Raw genomic sequence first — 14,947 nt, forward strand, 5'->3', positions numbered from 1 at the left:
AGAGGTAGTAACCATTATTGCATAAGAACTATTAAGGAAAACAAAAAAGTGCTCACACCAGTTTCCGCTAGTGTGAGCCAAACAAAACTATAACAAAAAATCTATACAAAGGAAGTATAACAAAATGAACGAAAAAATTCAAAGATTAATTGAGGAACTAGCAGAAGAATGTCACAAAGAAAATGTTGGATTGTCCTTAGCCGTGCTTGATGATGAAGGAGAAATGGCATTAGCGCAAGCAGGTCCAGAATCACTTGTGTCAATCGCTACTCTTGAACAATATAACCATGTAAAAGAAGAATTAACCGAATTGGATTGCGACTGTCCGAAACACCGCATGTTGAAAGAATTATACGGCATCGAAACGGAAAATACTCCGAAACAAACGCATACATTCGTGACAGACAACCCAAACGATGTGCTTGATATTATTTCACGTGCTTTGCGAGGTGAATTTAAATGATGGATTACATCGCAACGAATTACGATACCTTAATGCAAGACGAAACCAGTCACGTGTTCCCGAACATCTTATCTGATGATATTCAAGAGGTAGAAGACCCATCTGCACACTGGAATGAAGACGATAACGGTACAACAGTTTACGAATCGGATTGGCTGTTTATCGGCTATCGAATGAATAAATGTGGCACACGCAATAAATTCGTTTTACACCATGAGAATTTCTTGGATATGATCAATGATTTCGGTGCAGATTCTATCACAATGCCAGAGCTACGGATTGTTAGCGGAAAAGACTGGCTCAAGCAAAGACAGGAGGAACTTTTTAATGAGTTATGATTTAGAAATGAGTTTTCAACAACAATCAGTTACAAACCAACAAGGACAAAGCGGATTAATGACTACTGCAATTAGCCGAGAAGTGGAAGAGGTAAAAGGTCAGATTTTCATGGCAAAGCAATTTCCAAGAAATCCATTTGATGCAGAACGGCGAATTTTAGATGCATGCAAACGACAGTCTTTAGCCAAAACAGCAGTTTATAACTATCCGCGAGGTGGTCAAATGGTCAGTGGTCCATCGATTCGATTGGCAGAAGTAATCGCTCAAAATTGGGGAAATTTATCCTTTGGTATTAAAGAACTACAACAATTGCCCGGGGAATCAATTGCCATGGCTTATGCATGGGACCTTGAAACGAATACACGGCAAGAGAAAGTATTCACAGTAAAACATGAACGCCACACAAAAAAAGGAGTTACTTTCTTAAAGGATCCAAGAGATATTTATGAGTTAGTGGCTAACAATGGTGCACGGCGTGTGCGGGCGTGTATTTTGGGGGTTATTCCGGGAGATATTATTGAAGCCGCAGTTGAAGAATGCAACAAAACGATGGCTGGGGCGAATGACAAACCGTTAAAAGAGCGACTGGATCAAATGTTCAAATTGTTTAAAGAAAAACTTGACGTTACTCAAGAAATGATTGAAGCCAGATTTGGTTATAAAGCAACTGCTTTTACCGAAAAAAATGGTGTGGATTTAGCAAATATCTATAACTCAATCAAAGATGGTATGAGTAAAGTAGAGGATTGGTTTGAGATTCCGACTGCTGAAAAGAAAGAATCATCGAAATTAGAGCAAGAATTTTCTAAAACAAAGAAAGACCCGTTGAAAGAAGCAAAGGCGGTAGGTACCGATGGACCTAAACAAGAAGAACTATTATAGCAATGAAGCTGACTGGCAATATATGTCAGTCAGCCAGTTTAAATCATTTCAAGAATGTGAAGCGGCTACTTTGGCAAAATTAAAAGAAGAGTGGTCACCAGAGAGCGATCCTACGGCTTTGTTAGTTGGAAACTATGTCCATTCTTATTTTGAATCTTCTGAGGCACACCAAGAATTTTTAAAGGAGAATGCAAGTGCAATCTATAAAAAGAATGGTTCTGAGCGTGCAGAATTTGTTCAAGCAATCAATATGATTGAAGCGTTAGAATATGATGATTTTTTCCGCTTTGTTTATCAAGGGGAGAAGGAATTGATTTTAACCGGTACGCTATTTAATACGCAATGGAAAGCCAGAATAGATTGTTTCAATCTAGAGAAAGGCTATCTTGTTGATTTAAAAACGACTCGAAGTCTCGATCAAAGGTACTGGTCAAAGAAATATGGTGGATATGTTTCATTTGTTGAACATTATGGTTACATTTTACAAATGGCTGTTTATAAACACTTACTCGAACAAAACTATAACAGGAAAATCACCCCCTATATCTTTGCAGTAACGAAAGAATCCCCTCCTGATATTGCGGGTATCAGCATCTACCCAGGACGGTTTGATTTTGAACTTCGATTATTGGAACAGGAACTTCCCCATATCTTACGAGTAAAAAACGGAGAAGAAGCACCAAAAATGTGTGGGAAATGTGAATACTGTCGTCAACATAAGGCATTAACAGGTTTTGTAGAAGTCGGCGATTTATTGGGATAAGGTGGTGATTTAAATGACCGGCGGATGGATAAAGATTTACCGCCAATTACTTGAAAAGCCAATATGGCAAGAATCTACACCAGAACAAAAAGTCATATTGATTACACTTCTTTCTATGGCGAATCATGAGAAAAAAGAATGGGAATGGCAAGGTAAACCTTACAAGGCTATTCCTGGTCAATTTATTACGTCACTAGAAAAGATTAAAAGCAAATGTGGTAAAGGAATCTCTGTACAGAATGTAAGAACTGCTCTAAAACGATTTGAAAAATATGAATTTCTAACAAGCGAATCAACAAACAAAAATAGGCTTATAACCATTGTCAATTGGGAGATTTATCAATCTAGGGAATCTGACTCAACAAAGGAATTAACAAGCAATCAACAAGCAACTAACAAGCAGCTAACAACTAACAAGAATGATAAAGAAATAAAGAATGATAAGAATATAAAGAATAAAACATTATCGTCGCAAACACGCAAAGCGCGCGTTTACGACCATGCCTCGAATTATTATCAACTCGCAGAACGGCTATTCAAACAGATTTGTCAGAATCAGGAAATCAAGGAACCGAACCTCCAACGTTGGGCGGATGACATTCGGAAAATGATCGAGATCGACAAGCGGACCGAAGACCAAGTAAGCCGGATGATTGATTGGAGTCAGAAAAATAATTTTTGGTCAGCAAATATCTTATCTGCCCGCAAGTTACGTGAAAAATACGACACCATGGCGGTACAAGCCAACAGGGAGTACAAACAAGCGGGAACAAGTTATAGCGCCTTATCCTACAAGCCAGTGCGCACAGAGCCTATTCCAGAATGGCTAGATGATCCAGAAGGATACAATGCCCGGAAAGAAGCGGAAATCATGGAACGATTACGAAAAGAAGCGGGGGACGATCCATTTGGAAATTGATCAATTAAACCGAATCACTGTAATTAAGCAAATCTACACTGCATTAGACCCTAGTCACAAGAACTTGATGGAAAATGTTAAGCGAATCCTTGATAGTGATCAGCCAGAAGAGGTCCGTTTTCGAATCTTCATGGTGATGTATCGCCATACTCGAATTAGCTTGGGCAAAGTATCAAAGATGCACTATGGCGAATTTCTCACTGCCGGAACTACTGAATCTATGTGGCAAGAAGCCAAGTTGCTATATCGAGGACTGATGGCAAGAAAGGAGAAGACCGGATGAAGCAAGCAAAGAAAACTCAATCGTCTCGATCCACCTATCAAAAACGGTTTTTACGTCAAAAAATCAGTGAATTGACCTACTTAGAAGGTTGGGACAATGATCCAGAGATTGTGGAGAAAGTCCAACGGCTGAGCAAAGCACTAGAACGAGTGGGAACGCAAGAAAAACAGTTGTCTAGTGATCGAGCGATCTGCACGATGGAGGAACTGAGTGTAAATAGTTATATACAGCTAAAAAAACAGGGCTATCTAGACCGTGAGATCAAGTATATTTTCAATATCACCGCATATGCTTTAGCTCGATGGAAGAAATCGCTCGGATTAACGAAAGGCGTCGTTCGCGATTTGTTAGAGGTGATGTAGATGGGCCTGAGACAATACAGAGTTGATTATGTGAATTGGAAAGGTCGCCATGCGGTGATGTATCTGCACGGCTACAGCTACTCAGAAATTGAACAACAAGCAATGGTTGCACAGGGTGTGTTCAAAATAATGAAGATTACTGTGAGTCAGTAGTTGAATTTAATAGTTCAATATATTGTAGGCGAAAATTAGTTCCCACAATATATTGTGTATAACTTTGTGGATATGTGCAAAACTAAAATTTGGAGGAATAAACATGGATGAGTTAATAAAATCAGTTGAGCAATGGGCTAGGAATAAAGGATTGGATGAAGCGAAATCTAGTAAACAGTATGCCTATATTGAAGAATTTCCCCATCATGTAATTACCAGTTTTGGGGAAGTTGTTGTTTTGAGTTATGTAAATCAAAGAGGGCATTATCGAAAAGCAAGAGTTTTGCAACAGCGTTTAAGTGCAGATGGGTATCCTACTGTAAAGTTAACCTATTTTGGAAAAAAGAAAACAGTAAAGGTTCATAGATTAGTCGCTGAAGCATTCATTCCCAATATTGATAATAAGGAGACTGTTAATCATATTGATGGGAACAAGAGGAATAACCATGTATCTAATCTTGAATGGGCTGATAGATCAGAGCAACTCTATCATGCGTATGGTTTAGGATTAAAAAAATATACGGAAATGATAAAAGTATGTCTAAAAATCAGGAATGCAAAGCCTGTTAAGTGTTTTGAAAAAGAAACTGGAATAACTAGATATTTTCTTAGTGCAAGAGATTGCTCCGAATACTATGGCTATTCAAGTAGATGGTGTGATAAAAACATTTCTGAAATGAATGGAGATACACGAAATTATATTTTTGAGTATGTGTCGCTTGAAGAAGTTAAAGAAAATACTGATAAAGTTACAATTTCAACACTGATTGATTTAATCAAATTATGGGCTGTAGACAAAAATTTGCATAATGCCTCTTCGGAAAAACAGATGCTTAAAGTTGTCGAGGAAGTAGCTGAAATTGCAGCTGGTATGGCTCGTGACAATATGGAAGCAGTAAAAGATGGTATAGGCGACACAATCGTTACCCTAATCATCTTAGCAATGCAACAAGACTTAAATATTCAAGAGTGTTTGAATTGCGCTTATGACGAAATCAAGGGGCGCACTGGACAGATGGTCAACGGAGTGTTTGTTAAATCAAGTGACCTGAAATAATTCTAAAAGCGGAAAAGAAAGGTAATTAAAAAAGGGGGATTATTATGGATAAATTATTTATACCAGTTGAAATAACAAATATGGAAGAATTAAAAAAACTGATCAATCGGGCCGGATACCAAATTGATCAGTTAAAAGATACTTTAGAAAAAATCGAAAAATTTAAAGCCCAAGCTGTTTTTTTGTCCAAAGACCAGCAGCTTTAGACTTCATAGAGTTCCAAGAATCAAAACTTGAATTTTCTTTTATGAAAGAATCTAATTCATTTTCGTCAATTGATTCCATGTTAGAAAAATCAAAACCTGACTTTTCAACAAATTCATCAATGTTAGAAAAGTTAGTATAAGACTGCATAAAACCATCATGAAATAATTCGTTAAAAGGAACAGAATGACTACCATTAACAGAATCTGCTTTCTTTTCTAAATTTTTTAGGTTTCTTTGCAGTTCTTTTAAACCTTTAATTTTAACTCCCATGTATATGTCTCCTTTCATTATAGATTTGAATAATACATTGGCAGACGCATTATTCAGTAAAAATATAGCACAATATACAGAGTTGCGTTTTACACTAACACTACATGTTGTGTCAATTTATTTACAAATGTTACGAACGTGAGTTCTTTTGGAGGTATGGAAATGTGGTGTAAAGTTGAACAAATATTAATTGAAAAAGATATATCACAATATGAACTAGCAAAGAGAATGGGCGTTTCAACTGGGACTATCACTGAATTGAAAAAAGGAAGAATAAAGAAACCTAGTTTTGAGCTGATAAAAAAAATCGCTGATGCTTTAGAAGTCAGTATGGATAGGTTTAGATAGGTTTCCATCAGTGGAAGAAATATACAAATAATAAAGGCGGTTTAACAATGACTGATAAAAAGATAAAGCAAATAGTGATTTACGTTGAAATCGAGGATGACTGTGTAGAAGTAGCAGGTTTCAAGATTCCAAAAGAGCTAGATGAAGAAAATGTTGAGTATATATTGGGTAGCGTACTCGCAAACATAATTGATGATTAAGTCAGCTATACGACAAAAAATAACTAAGCGGGGGTATAGAAATGCTTAACGAAGAAAATATTATGGGTATTATCCAATCACACAAAGACGAGATTAACGAAATTTCTAATGAATTAATTAAAGCAAAAGTGCTGGGGGTGAATATCCCAAAGCTTACTAAGATAGCTGAAAACAGATTGGCGTATTTGCACGACAACAAATATCGTTATGAAATGCAGGCGAAAGCTTGGGGATTGCTTGGATCAACTGATAAACAGGTGTCTAGTGAGTATGATGTGTGAGTCAGCTAACCGAAGAAGTAATAGAAAGCGAGGAATGAATGTGGGTGGGAAATTAATCATCCAAGGTAAAGCTTGGGGAGAATTCGAAAATGCTAAGCGATCAAAAGGAAATATCGAAATCAGTGGATACAGGTCATATGGAGGCACACACACTGTGCGAATGGTAGATCAACCGCAACTCAACGAGAATCAGCAAAAGTGGATTAATAGATTGACAATTAATTACGCTTGGTATGGCGAAACGGCGCAACATGCATTGCATGCAACTTTACAAGAACCTGAAATGCCTGATTTACCACAGAATGGATTTGCCCAAGTCTTAGAAGTATTTTCTAAATGGGTGCAGGAACAGGAGGAAGAATGATGATTCTTAGACCAGTAGTAATTCGAGAGAAGAAAGAAGAGCATGCTTTTAGTGAAATAACGAGTGTGCGGTATTGCGTTAGTTGCGAATACACAGACACAGAAATAAAAGGCAAATTTCATCAGTGGATATCCGAATATGCTGCTAACGAGTATGGAGAAAGATCCAACCTATACGCAGTAGTAGAAATGAACGATGGAACAATAGCGCTATATGAGCATGACTTGATAAGATTTATCGATTAATTCCACAATCGTCAGCGATAGCGAACAGGAGGGATAAGATGGAACCAAAATTTAGAGCTTGGGATAAAGAAAATGACAGAATGGTTTATCCAAGTACAGAAGATGTTTGCTTTGAATTAACCGAGGAAGGTATTAATATTTTAGATTTGTCAATTGAACCCTACGACTGGGTGTTCCCTCATTTAGATTCAGTCCTCATGCAATCCACTGGCTTGAAAGACAAGAACGGCGTGGAGATTTTTGAAGGCGACGTTGTAAAAGTATCTGACGGGGGCAACGAAGAAGACAGCTACACCAGTGTGGTTAAGAATTATGCGGACGAGGGTTACCCAGCCTTTGATATTGAAGCTCCCAGCTCGTGGTATTACGAAAGCAACGTTTTGTCTACAATTATGGGGGGAGATTACGAGACAATCGAAGTTATCGGCAATATCTACGAGAACCCAGAACTTTTGGAGGTGAAATGATGAATTGGTTAGATTTTTGTAAAAAAGTAAGTGAACTGTCTGATAAGTTGGAAAAACTTGATAGTGAGTTAGAACATGGAGAAAATTTTGGCGATGCACTCCGCAGAGAGTACGGTGGCGAGATTAAGTCTAGCAGTTATGAGTTGTGTTTTTGGGATGCGTTTGAAGGAAACAAGAAGCATTTTTGTGTTCCTCGTAAGATCTTGGAGAAAGCTATCAATGATGCGAAAGCTGATTTGTTTGAGCAGATTTATGAGGTAGAGAATGAATTACTCGTGTTAGTTCAGGAGCAAGTCGATGAAAATTAATCACTATACAGTACTAGCGATGGTATCAATACTGTTAACGATCGCAGGCTTGAGTTGGCTATCCTATACAATTGCTGAATTAGAGAGGGGAACAGATGAAAAGTAAACACGTGATTTATATATTGTTAGCAATGCTTGCTGTGTCATGCTGGGGATCAACGTACGTAATTTGGTCCCAATCAAAGCAAATTGAGCAGTTAGAGAATCAATTGCAAGAAGTGCAAAGGAAGTATGAAATTATCAAAAATGATCCGTTAGCTAAGGATGCAATGGAAGCAGGAGGGTAACTAATGACTTTTATAGTGTTAGGATTCGTGGCAGTTGTTGGGATTATTTTTGTAAGCATTATAATCGGTAAGTCTGTTGATGAAAAGGAGCATGATTTTATTGGGAAAGACGAAATCAAAAATCAAGAAGAAAAAGCGTAAACTGTTGGAGAAAGCACAGGCAAATGGAACAATAAGTAACAAATATCTAAAGAAGGAGAAGTCATCAAATGGAAACACCACAAATTTTTAGTTTTGAAGACAATCAAGTTAGAACAATTCTAGTGAATGATGAGCCATATTTTGTAGGGAAAGATGTGGCAGAAATTCTTGGTTATAAAAACACGAGTAAAGCACTTAAAGATCATGTCGACAATGAAGATAAAAGGGGGGAACGAATCGTTACCCCCTCAGGAGAACAAGTTGCCACCATAATCAATGAATCCGGACTATACAGCTTAATCTTAAAATCAAAACTTCTAAATGCAAGGAAGTTCAAGCGTTGGGTCACAAGCGAAGTGCTGCCACAAATCAGAAAATACGGTATGTACGCTAAAGATGAAATACTTGAAAATCCTGATTTGTTGATTGAAGTAGCTACGAAACTGAAAGAGGAACGAACGAAACGATTAATTGCGGAACAAAAAGTCGCTGAATATGAACCGAAAATCACCTATCTTGATACAATTCTAGCATCGAAAGATGCAGTGACTACCTCACAGATTGCAGCGGATTATGGAATGTCAGCAGTCAAATTAAATAAGCTGTTGCATCAATTAGGTATACAACGAAAAGTAGGCGGTCAATGGTTACTTTACAAGAAGTATATGAATTGCGGATATACAAAATCTCACACGAGCGAAATTCTTCAAACAGACGGAACGAAAAAAATTGTGATGAGTACCAAGTGGACACAAAAAGGAAGGCTGTTTATTTATGATTTGTTGAAGGAAGAAGGCTATTATCCTCAAATGGATCTTTGGGAAATAGCATAAAAAAACGAACCTTCTATGGAGAGTGATCTAGATGATTGATAAGTATATAGAAGGTTCGAAAAAAGGCTAGGTGGACCATGTTTTGATAGAAAGAAAACTAAACATTATTTTGGGCACAATAAAAAATCTAGCCTTTTTTACTAGAATAAATGGTTTTATAAAAAAATCAATATTATTTTATAATTAAATAAAAAAGAATCCTCCGTAGTTGATTGGGTGTTTCAGGGACTACAAAGGATTCAAAAAGGCTAAGAAGTGGATACAGCAAGTGAAAGCTTTTCAAAAATAAAACTTGCTAGTTAGCCTTTTTTACTAGAATAATAGGTTTTCATAAAAAGTCAATAGGTTAAAAATAAAAAACGAGCTTTCTACATGAACTAGAAAAGGACTGTAAAGTGTAGAAAGCTCGAAAAAGGCTATAGCTAAAAAGAAGAATACAAAGTTTTGTGCACTGCGTTTGGAGAATAGCCTTTTTTTATTAGAATAATACGTTTTATAAAATTGTCAATGTTATTTTATGCTTTAATAAAAAAACCGAATCTACTATGGATAGAGCAGGTTAGGCAACATAGAGATTCGGAAAAGGCTAAAAACTTTAAAAGGTACTATCAGAAAAAATAGACTGGATATGTTGTTTTTGTTCGAGACTTAGCCTTTTATTTTATGATATAAAATCATCATTATTTGTCAAGATTATTTGATAAAAAAGACAGCCGACCACTGGCTGCCTGTACATAGAATATTGAATGGTATCAAAAATCTTTTTTCATTTTAACATATCTTGGAGTGATTTGAAATGATTAAAGAGGCGGATATTAAACAGACGAAAGAGAATGCAAGAGTTATTTTAAAACAATATCGAAGTTTAGAACGGAAAGCTGAGCGAAGTCCGATCGATCTTCGCTCACCATTCATTGATGACATGCCGAAGGCACCAAGTAGAGGAAATAATTTAGAAAATGCATTGGTTCAAACTATTGAAATAAAAGAAAAAATCCAAGCTATTGAATATGCTTTGAGTCGATTGAGCTTGATGAGCCGACAGGTACTGTATTACACTTATTGTGTAAAAGAGATTATGACAAACGACGAGATTGCCGATAATCTTGGAGTAGCTACACGGACATTGAACCGCATGAAGTCAGAAGCGCTCTTAGAATTTGCGGATGTATTTGGAATCGTTGCTTATCGATGAAAATTTTGGCGTAAATGGCGTAAATTTGGCGTTTTTGGCGCAGATTTGGCGCAAATTGTCCGATTTTAGGTGTTATTATAGTAGTGTCGGAAAGATTAAGAGAGACGGTGATTGGACTACTCACAATATTCCATAAACCGAAAGGAGGCAATCTCCTTATCGCTTATTCTTCTTTGACAAAATAAAAGACAGCACACTATTTGATGGAGGTGATTCCTCTTTTCAAAATTCGCTAGGGCTGTCTTTTTGTGTTGGAAAAAGATATTATGTTGAATTAATATTTTAGAGGTGTTAAAATAATTATAGAATAAAAAAATATAGGAGGTTTGGTATGAAAAAGCTGTTTATTGTATCGTTACTTGTTTTAGTATTAGGAGGAACAATTTCATCAGGTGTAGTTGCAGTTGCCACGGAGGTAGATAACCAAGGACAGAATACAGTTACCGATAAAGACAATGACTTAGAAAATATTGTAGTGTACAAAGATGAAGATGGAAGTACAGTTGTTAGAAAATATGAGGATGAATACTATAATAGTCCCACCACTTTTGCAAGAGCTAGTACAAGTGTAACAAAATGGGGTAGTTGGCAATATACGAATATTGCAGTGTCCACAGGTGTTTTAGCTAATGCAATAAATGCTGCTTTTTATGCTGGTGGTGCGGCTGCTATCTCTATGTTTGGTATTCCTGGATGGGCCATTGCAGGCTTGTTGGGTGTAACAAGTTGGACGGAGTTTGGCTCAGCTCCAGGTAGAGAAATTGCCAAAAAATGGGATACGAACAAAAACGGATGGGTTGGTTTCTATATGAGAAAAGGTTACAATGCTAACGGTAAGCATGTGGCAACAGAATATAAAACCAAATAGCAAGTAGGTGAAGACTATTGTATAGAAAATGGGTTTCTTATACACGAGAACATCCAATTGTCAGCATTTTGATTGCTGTGGTGCTTGGTAGTGTTTTAGGAATATCAATTGAGTATTTAGTCAATAAGGATATTCGTTTTGAAGGATTGCTAGGATTAGTTATTGTAACTTTAATACAACTCCAAATTGTATCAAAGTCAAAAAAATAAAAAGAATATGAAAAGGCATCTGATCTCAGGTGTCTTTTTTTGTACATAAAAAGGAGCGGTAAAAATGAAGAGATCACAAGAACAAGATTACCTGAAAATTTTAAAAGATATCCGCGAATCAAAAGACATGGATGAGATTGCTGATTTGTTCATGACAATGATTAGCATTTGCGGATTGAAGATGGATGAAGTTGCTGCTTTGAATTATTACATTACTGAACGAACACTGAAAGCTGATCACAACGCTCGGTTTTTAAGGGAGCGAATGGAGATAGATATCAATGATCTTAGTATCGATGGAATCTTACAAATACAACGATCGCTAGTAAATGTCTACGTTGGCAAATTGAAGAAATGATTCCGATTGTCAAAACAAAAGCGGATCGTGCTAGGTTTTATGGATCTACTAAGTGGCGAAATCTAAGGCAGTCAATACTTGAGAGAGATCACTACGAATGCTTGTGGTGTAAAGCAGAAGGCAGACTGACTACACAATATGATTCTGTTCTTGAAGTCGATCACATTAAGGAGTTAGAAACAAATCCAGAGCTGGCATTTGATCCAGACAACCTAAGAACGTTATGCAAGGACTGCCACAACAAGCGACACGATCGCATGAACTATCGTGGCCAACCAAAGAAACGAAAGTGGGATGACGAATGGTGGTAAACGTAATAATCAAATCCCAAAATTAGACTGAATAACGAACTAAAGTGGGGATCAACATACCCCCGGTCGAATTATTTTGGGGTCAAATCCCAATCTAGGGAACCGGTGGAAGGGGTCAATTCTGCAAATGCGACGAATTTTTTGTACCCCTCCCCCCTCTACCCCTAAGTTAGTAAATATTGAAGGAAGGTGATTAGTTTGGATTCTAAGTTAGTTGGGACGAGAATGAAGCAAAAAAGACTCGAAAAAAAGATGACTCAAGTTGATGTAGCAACAAAAAGCGGGATTTCTAGTAAGTATTACGGAAGTATTGAGAATGGAAAAAATTCGCCGAGTATTGAAAAGTTAAGTGCTATTGCAAAGGTGCTTGGATGCAGTTTACATTTCTTACTAAATGATCGTATGGACGACATGGAAAATCGTGTGAAATTAGAAACTAACCGGCTTCAAGAAATTTTTGAAAAAATTCCTCGGGACAAACTTAGTTTGGTTGAAGGACTAATTACACAAGCTGCGCGACTAAGGGTCTTGCTAGATGATAATTGGAAGGACATCCTCGAAAACGGAGAGTATGAAAAATTCAAGCAAAGCGAAAATCAAATGGCATATGATAGGAAACGGCCTATTGTCGAGAATTACGATAATAGAGATAAAACATACCAAACTATTATCAAACAACTCACCGATTTATTACCTCCAAATGTGAAAGTAGATAAAAAAAGTAAGTTGCTTGGTAGGAAATAGAAATGCTTTCTAACAAGTATGTTGATCAATATATTCGTAAATGGAAATCTGGTGAGTTAATCCTTAACGAAAAAAGGATACTTCTTTTAAAACTAATAGAAAAAGAAATTTTACCTCGCAGCGATATTTATTATTTCGATGAGGAACAAATAAATAATTATATTGAGTTTAGTCAGGCTTGGTATTTTGAGTTGGATGAATGGGAAAAATTTATTTCCGCATTCATTTTTTTGTTTTACAAAGAAGATGATGAAGTTGTTTTTGATGAATTTGTCATCAATATGGGACGCGGTGGCGGAAAAAATGGTTTCATTTCAACTCTTTCAAATTACTTTGTCAGTTCACTTCATGGGATTGATTACTATGATGTTTCGATTGTAGCTAATAGCGAGAAACAGGCCAAACGAAGTTTTCAAGAATGCTATCGAGTTATTAATAAAAAAGGCAATGAAGATTTGAAAGAAGAGTTTGAAGCCTATAAAAGCAGCTTGACAGGTTTAGAAACGCAATCTGTTTTTGAGTATAAAACGAGCAATGCAAGTTCACAAGATGGCGGCCGAGAAGGTGCAGTAATCTATGACGAATATCATGAGATGGAAAATACAGATATTGTTGATGTATTTTCAGGCGGACTTGGGAAGGTAGATCATGGGCGACAGTTCTTCATTGGTACAAAGGGATTTGTACGTGAGGGATATTTTGATATTAAATATCGCGAATGTGAAGATATTTTGAATGGCTTAACAGAATTTAAAGGGGTGTTTCCTTATATCTGTGAGTTGGATGCCATTGAGGAAATGGATAATCCGGAAAATTGGCCAAAAGCAAACCCAGCATTGCAACCACCTTTGAATAAGCGTGGAAAGCGTCTTTTTAATGAAGTTATGAAAAAGTACAAGAAGTTGGCTACTGAGCCTTCTGGACGTGCTGCATTTGTTACTAAACGTATGAATTTTCTTGAGGACAATATGGAGAATTCTGTTGCTACAAGGGAAGAGATGATGGCAACGAATCGTCCTTTCTTTGAGCTAGATACAGTACCAATCGGGTCAATTGACTTTGGTAGTGTTCGAGATTTTGCTACTTGCGGTTTACTATTTAAAAATCGTAAGAAATTGGAATATGCATTTAAGACATTTACGTTTGCGATGAAACATTTTTGTGACATTCACTACGGATATTCATTGAAAGAGCAATTAGTTGGTAGTGAAAAACGCGCACCAATAAAAGCTTGGGAAAGAATGGGACTGATGAAAGTTATAGACGAACCATCTTTGAATCCTAAGTATATTGTTGACTGGTTTATTCAAGCAAGAGAAGAATATGGCATGAGAGTAATTGTCATGGATAACTACAAGGCAGATATTTTAGGACCTATGCTTGAAAAAGAAGGATTTGAAGTAGTCCGATTGAAAAGGCCGTCTAACTTGCACCCATTATTAGCTCCTCGTGTAGAAGATGGATTTGCAAATCACAAATTTATCTTTGGTGATAATCCATTAATGCGATGGTTTACCAATAATGTATATGTAAAGGAAACGCAAGCGGGAAAACAATTCTTAAAAAAAGAAGAAATTAAGCGAAAAACAGATGGATTCCAAGCATTTGTCCACGCGTTATATAAAGCCACAGAGTTAGATGATCAGATTGATTATGACGAAGCTTTTGATATGCTTGATGACATTGATTTTTAGAAAGGTGGTGAAATTATTTGGGAATCTTAGATATTTTTAAAAAGAATAATGAGATCGAATGGATGCTAGATTATGAGTTTGCAGAAAACTTAGCGCAACGATCTTATTTAAAAACTATGGCGAAAAATACTGTTCTTGATTTTGTCTCAAGAACGATGTCAACACTGGAAGTGAAATTTCAAGGTAAGAATAACACAGCCGATTGGGATTATATTTTAAATGTGCGTCCTAATTCGGATATGTCAGCCGCTACGTTCTGGGAAAAATTTTTCTATCGTCTTTTGGATGACAATGAAGTCTTAGTGATTTTTACTGATGATAACCAGATGCTAATTGCAGATGATTATTATAGACAAGAGTATGCGGTATATGAAGATACTTTTTCTATGGTAACAG

27 protein-coding genes and 2 pseudogenes are annotated in these 14,947 nt (G+C 36.6%); 28 read left to right on the forward strand and 1 reads right to left on the reverse strand.

Going from position 1 to position 14,947, the window contains the following annotated elements:
- Positions 1 to 124: 124 nt before the first annotated feature.
- The 10 genes and pseudogenes from ACTFWY_RS09120 (at position 125) to ACTFWY_RS09165 (ending at position 5,427) form a co-directional block, all read left to right on the forward strand.
- The gene (locus ACTFWY_RS09120; RefSeq protein WP_171918058.1) at positions 125 to 463 is read left to right on the forward strand and encodes a hypothetical protein; all 339 of its coding nucleotides are present in this window, start codon (positions 125 to 127) and stop codon (positions 461 to 463) included.
- Positions 460 to 801 (forward strand): hypothetical protein, encoded by a 342-nt coding sequence (locus tag ACTFWY_RS09125; RefSeq protein ID WP_171918320.1) that lies wholly within the window; start codon positions 460 to 462, stop codon positions 799 to 801. The genes ACTFWY_RS09120 and ACTFWY_RS09125 overlap by 4 nt, the downstream gene beginning before the upstream one ends.
- Positions 791 to 1,684: a hypothetical protein gene (locus tag ACTFWY_RS09130; RefSeq protein ID WP_311828308.1), complete on the forward strand. Its 894-nt coding sequence runs from the start codon at positions 791 to 793 to the stop codon at positions 1,682 to 1,684. The genes ACTFWY_RS09125 and ACTFWY_RS09130 overlap by 11 nt, the downstream gene beginning before the upstream one ends.
- Positions 1,656 to 2,447 (forward strand): PD-(D/E)XK nuclease-like domain-containing protein, encoded by a 792-nt coding sequence (locus ACTFWY_RS09135; RefSeq protein WP_311828309.1) that lies wholly within the window; start codon positions 1,656 to 1,658, stop codon positions 2,445 to 2,447. Before ACTFWY_RS09130 ends, ACTFWY_RS09135 begins: the two co-directional genes overlap by 29 nt.
- 13 nt (positions 2,448 to 2,460) lie before the next feature.
- Entirely contained in the window at positions 2,461 to 3,366 is a 906-nt protein-coding gene (locus ACTFWY_RS09140; protein ID WP_311828310.1) for a DNA replication protein DnaD, read from the forward strand.
- Entirely contained in the window at positions 3,356 to 3,649 is a 294-nt protein-coding gene (locus ACTFWY_RS09145; protein WP_225585851.1) for a hypothetical protein, read from the forward strand. The genes ACTFWY_RS09140 and ACTFWY_RS09145 overlap by 11 nt, the downstream gene beginning before the upstream one ends.
- Positions 3,646 to 4,011 (forward strand): hypothetical protein, encoded by a 366-nt coding sequence (locus tag ACTFWY_RS09150; protein ID WP_123836338.1) that lies wholly within the window; start codon positions 3,646 to 3,648, stop codon positions 4,009 to 4,011. Before ACTFWY_RS09145 ends, ACTFWY_RS09150 begins: the two co-directional genes overlap by 4 nt.
- A gap of 256 nt (positions 4,012 to 4,267) precedes the next feature.
- Positions 4,268 to 4,636 (forward strand): annotated as a pseudogene (locus ACTFWY_RS09155) (HNH endonuclease); the annotation flags it as partial.
- A gap of 282 nt (positions 4,637 to 4,918) precedes the next feature.
- Complete coding sequence (locus tag ACTFWY_RS09160) at positions 4,919 to 5,221, forward strand: MazG-like family protein (RefSeq protein ID WP_252704484.1); 303 nt, start codon at positions 4,919 to 4,921, stop codon at positions 5,219 to 5,221.
- Between the two features lie 44 nt (positions 5,222 to 5,265).
- Positions 5,266 to 5,427, forward strand: coding sequence for a hypothetical protein (locus ACTFWY_RS09165; RefSeq protein ID WP_185079740.1), 162 nt, complete (start codon positions 5,266 to 5,268; stop codon positions 5,425 to 5,427).
- Here ACTFWY_RS09165 and ACTFWY_RS09170 read toward each other — a convergent pair.
- Positions 5,384 to 5,698 carry a hypothetical protein gene (locus tag ACTFWY_RS09170; protein WP_123836407.1) on the reverse strand — a complete coding sequence of 105 codons (315 nt, stop codon included), beginning with the start codon at positions 5,696 to 5,698 and terminating at the stop codon, positions 5,384 to 5,386. The two genes, ACTFWY_RS09165 and ACTFWY_RS09170, sit on opposite strands and share 44 nt — an antisense overlap.
- 162 nt (positions 5,699 to 5,860) lie before the next feature.
- Here ACTFWY_RS09170 and ACTFWY_RS09175 point away from each other — a divergent pair, with 162 nt between their 5' ends.
- The 18 genes and pseudogenes from ACTFWY_RS09175 to ACTFWY_RS09260 form a co-directional block, all read left to right on the forward strand.
- The gene (locus tag ACTFWY_RS09175) at positions 5,861 to 6,046 is read left to right on the forward strand and encodes a helix-turn-helix domain-containing protein (protein ID WP_123836406.1); all 186 of its coding nucleotides are present in this window, start codon (positions 5,861 to 5,863) and stop codon (positions 6,044 to 6,046) included.
- Positions 6,047 to 6,093: 47 nt separating this feature from the next.
- Positions 6,094 to 6,246 (forward strand): hypothetical protein, encoded by a 153-nt coding sequence (locus ACTFWY_RS09180; RefSeq protein WP_156424254.1) that lies wholly within the window; start codon positions 6,094 to 6,096, stop codon positions 6,244 to 6,246.
- 41 nt (positions 6,247 to 6,287) lie between these two features.
- A complete protein-coding gene (locus ACTFWY_RS09185) occupies positions 6,288 to 6,527 on the forward strand; it encodes a hypothetical protein (protein WP_060815513.1) in 240 nt (79 codons plus the stop codon).
- Positions 6,528 to 6,567: 40 nt separating this feature from the next.
- A complete protein-coding gene (locus ACTFWY_RS09190) occupies positions 6,568 to 6,891 on the forward strand; it encodes a hypothetical protein (protein ID WP_439948488.1) in 324 nt (107 codons plus the stop codon).
- Entirely contained in the window at positions 6,891 to 7,136 is a 246-nt protein-coding gene (locus ACTFWY_RS09195) for a hypothetical protein (RefSeq protein ID WP_171918296.1), read from the forward strand. The genes ACTFWY_RS09190 and ACTFWY_RS09195 overlap by 1 nt, the downstream gene beginning before the upstream one ends.
- 38 nt (positions 7,137 to 7,174) lie before the next feature.
- Entirely contained in the window at positions 7,175 to 7,603 is a 429-nt protein-coding gene (locus ACTFWY_RS09200) for a YopX family protein (RefSeq protein WP_123836404.1), read from the forward strand.
- Positions 7,603 to 7,911, forward strand: coding sequence for a hypothetical protein (locus ACTFWY_RS09205; RefSeq protein WP_123836403.1), 309 nt, complete (start codon positions 7,603 to 7,605; stop codon positions 7,909 to 7,911). The genes ACTFWY_RS09200 and ACTFWY_RS09205 overlap by 1 nt, the downstream gene beginning before the upstream one ends.
- Positions 7,912 to 8,006: 95 nt before the next feature.
- Complete coding sequence (locus tag ACTFWY_RS09210; RefSeq protein ID WP_123836402.1) at positions 8,007 to 8,198, forward strand: hypothetical protein; 192 nt, start codon at positions 8,007 to 8,009, stop codon at positions 8,196 to 8,198.
- Positions 8,199 to 8,201: 3 nt separating this feature from the next.
- Positions 8,202 to 8,339, forward strand: a complete 138-nt coding sequence (locus tag ACTFWY_RS09215; protein ID WP_154731721.1) for a hypothetical protein — start codon at positions 8,202 to 8,204, stop codon at positions 8,337 to 8,339.
- A 68-nt stretch (positions 8,340 to 8,407) separates the two neighbouring features.
- Positions 8,408 to 9,172: a phage antirepressor gene (locus ACTFWY_RS09220; RefSeq protein ID WP_123836401.1), complete on the forward strand. Its 765-nt coding sequence runs from the start codon at positions 8,408 to 8,410 to the stop codon at positions 9,170 to 9,172.
- A 796-nt stretch (positions 9,173 to 9,968) separates the two neighbouring features.
- On the forward strand, positions 9,969 to 10,367 hold the full coding sequence (locus tag ACTFWY_RS09225) for an ArpU family phage packaging/lysis transcriptional regulator (RefSeq protein WP_123836400.1): 399 nt from the start codon (positions 9,969 to 9,971) through the stop codon (positions 10,365 to 10,367).
- A gap of 331 nt (positions 10,368 to 10,698) precedes the next feature.
- On the forward strand, positions 10,699 to 11,235 hold the full coding sequence (locus ACTFWY_RS09230; protein WP_123836399.1) for a hypothetical protein: 537 nt from the start codon (positions 10,699 to 10,701) through the stop codon (positions 11,233 to 11,235).
- Positions 11,236 to 11,252: 17 nt separating this feature from the next.
- Complete coding sequence (locus ACTFWY_RS09235; RefSeq protein ID WP_060814704.1) at positions 11,253 to 11,444, forward strand: hypothetical protein; 192 nt, start codon at positions 11,253 to 11,255, stop codon at positions 11,442 to 11,444.
- A gap of 64 nt (positions 11,445 to 11,508) precedes the next feature.
- On the forward strand, positions 11,509 to 11,802 hold the full coding sequence (locus tag ACTFWY_RS09240) for a hypothetical protein (protein WP_123836398.1): 294 nt from the start codon (positions 11,509 to 11,511) through the stop codon (positions 11,800 to 11,802).
- Positions 11,799 to 12,113, forward strand: a complete 315-nt coding sequence (locus ACTFWY_RS09245) for an HNH endonuclease (protein ID WP_123836397.1) — start codon at positions 11,799 to 11,801, stop codon at positions 12,111 to 12,113. The genes ACTFWY_RS09240 and ACTFWY_RS09245 overlap by 4 nt, the downstream gene beginning before the upstream one ends.
- Before the next feature lie 189 nt (positions 12,114 to 12,302).
- Positions 12,303 to 12,857, forward strand: a complete 555-nt coding sequence (locus tag ACTFWY_RS09250; protein WP_123836396.1) for a helix-turn-helix domain-containing protein — start codon at positions 12,303 to 12,305, stop codon at positions 12,855 to 12,857.
- A gap of 2 nt (positions 12,858 to 12,859) precedes the next feature.
- Positions 12,860 to 14,551 carry a terminase large subunit domain-containing protein gene (locus ACTFWY_RS09255; protein ID WP_123836395.1) on the forward strand — a complete coding sequence of 564 codons (1,692 nt, stop codon included), beginning with the start codon at positions 12,860 to 12,862 and terminating at the stop codon, positions 14,549 to 14,551.
- Positions 14,552 to 14,568: 17 nt separating this feature from the next.
- A pseudogene (locus ACTFWY_RS09260) lies at positions 14,569 to 14,947 on the forward strand (phage portal protein); the annotation flags it as partial.

It is taken from the genome of Enterococcus sp. 125944 (genome assembly GCF_051909435.1).
GTDB lineage: Bacteria > Bacillota > Bacilli > Lactobacillales > Enterococcaceae > Enterococcus_D > Enterococcus_D gallinarum.

Excerpts from the sequence above, each read along its gene's own strand:
- ACTFWY_RS09165 (WP_185079740.1), top strand. The coding sequence starts at position 5,266 with ATGGATAAATTATTTATACCAGTTGAAATAACAAATATGGAAGAATTA.
- ACTFWY_RS09220 (WP_123836401.1), top strand. The coding sequence starts at position 8,408 with ATGGAAACACCACAAATTTTTAGTTTTGAAGACAATCAAGTTAGAACA.
- ACTFWY_RS09185 (WP_060815513.1), top strand. The coding sequence starts at position 6,288 with ATGCTTAACGAAGAAAATATTATGGGTATTATCCAATCACACAAAGAC.
- ACTFWY_RS09215 (WP_154731721.1), top strand. The coding sequence starts at position 8,202 with ATGACTTTTATAGTGTTAGGATTCGTGGCAGTTGTTGGGATTATTTTT.
- ACTFWY_RS09180 (WP_156424254.1), top strand. The coding sequence starts at position 6,094 with ATGACTGATAAAAAGATAAAGCAAATAGTGATTTACGTTGAAATCGAG.
- ACTFWY_RS09195 (WP_171918296.1), top strand. The coding sequence starts at position 6,891 with ATGATTCTTAGACCAGTAGTAATTCGAGAGAAGAAAGAAGAGCATGCT.
- ACTFWY_RS09140 (WP_311828310.1), top strand. The coding sequence starts at position 2,461 with ATGACCGGCGGATGGATAAAGATTTACCGCCAATTACTTGAAAAGCCA.
- ACTFWY_RS09135 (WP_311828309.1), top strand. The coding sequence starts at position 1,656 with ATGGACCTAAACAAGAAGAACTATTATAGCAATGAAGCTGACTGGCAA.
- ACTFWY_RS09170 (WP_123836407.1), bottom strand. The coding sequence starts at position 5,698 with ATGGGAGTTAAAATTAAAGGTTTAAAAGAACTGCAAAGAAACCTAAAA.
- ACTFWY_RS09150 (WP_123836338.1), top strand. The coding sequence starts at position 3,646 with ATGAAGCAAGCAAAGAAAACTCAATCGTCTCGATCCACCTATCAAAAA.
- ACTFWY_RS09255 (WP_123836395.1), top strand. The coding sequence starts at position 12,860 with ATGCTTTCTAACAAGTATGTTGATCAATATATTCGTAAATGGAAATCT.
- ACTFWY_RS09245 (WP_123836397.1), top strand. The coding sequence starts at position 11,799 with ATGATTCCGATTGTCAAAACAAAAGCGGATCGTGCTAGGTTTTATGGA.
- ACTFWY_RS09200 (WP_123836404.1), top strand. The coding sequence starts at position 7,175 with ATGGAACCAAAATTTAGAGCTTGGGATAAAGAAAATGACAGAATGGTT.
- ACTFWY_RS09130 (WP_311828308.1), top strand. The coding sequence starts at position 791 with ATGAGTTATGATTTAGAAATGAGTTTTCAACAACAATCAGTTACAAAC.
- ACTFWY_RS09175 (WP_123836406.1), top strand. The coding sequence starts at position 5,861 with ATGTGGTGTAAAGTTGAACAAATATTAATTGAAAAAGATATATCACAA.
- ACTFWY_RS09225 (WP_123836400.1), top strand. The coding sequence starts at position 9,969 with ATGATTAAAGAGGCGGATATTAAACAGACGAAAGAGAATGCAAGAGTT.
- ACTFWY_RS09125 (WP_171918320.1), top strand. The coding sequence starts at position 460 with ATGATGGATTACATCGCAACGAATTACGATACCTTAATGCAAGACGAA.
- ACTFWY_RS09210 (WP_123836402.1), top strand. The coding sequence starts at position 8,007 with ATGAAAAGTAAACACGTGATTTATATATTGTTAGCAATGCTTGCTGTG.
- ACTFWY_RS09230 (WP_123836399.1), top strand. The coding sequence starts at position 10,699 with ATGAAAAAGCTGTTTATTGTATCGTTACTTGTTTTAGTATTAGGAGGA.
- ACTFWY_RS09240 (WP_123836398.1), top strand. The coding sequence starts at position 11,509 with ATGAAGAGATCACAAGAACAAGATTACCTGAAAATTTTAAAAGATATC.
- ACTFWY_RS09120 (WP_171918058.1), top strand. The coding sequence starts at position 125 with ATGAACGAAAAAATTCAAAGATTAATTGAGGAACTAGCAGAAGAATGT.
- ACTFWY_RS09205 (WP_123836403.1), top strand. The coding sequence starts at position 7,603 with ATGAATTGGTTAGATTTTTGTAAAAAAGTAAGTGAACTGTCTGATAAG.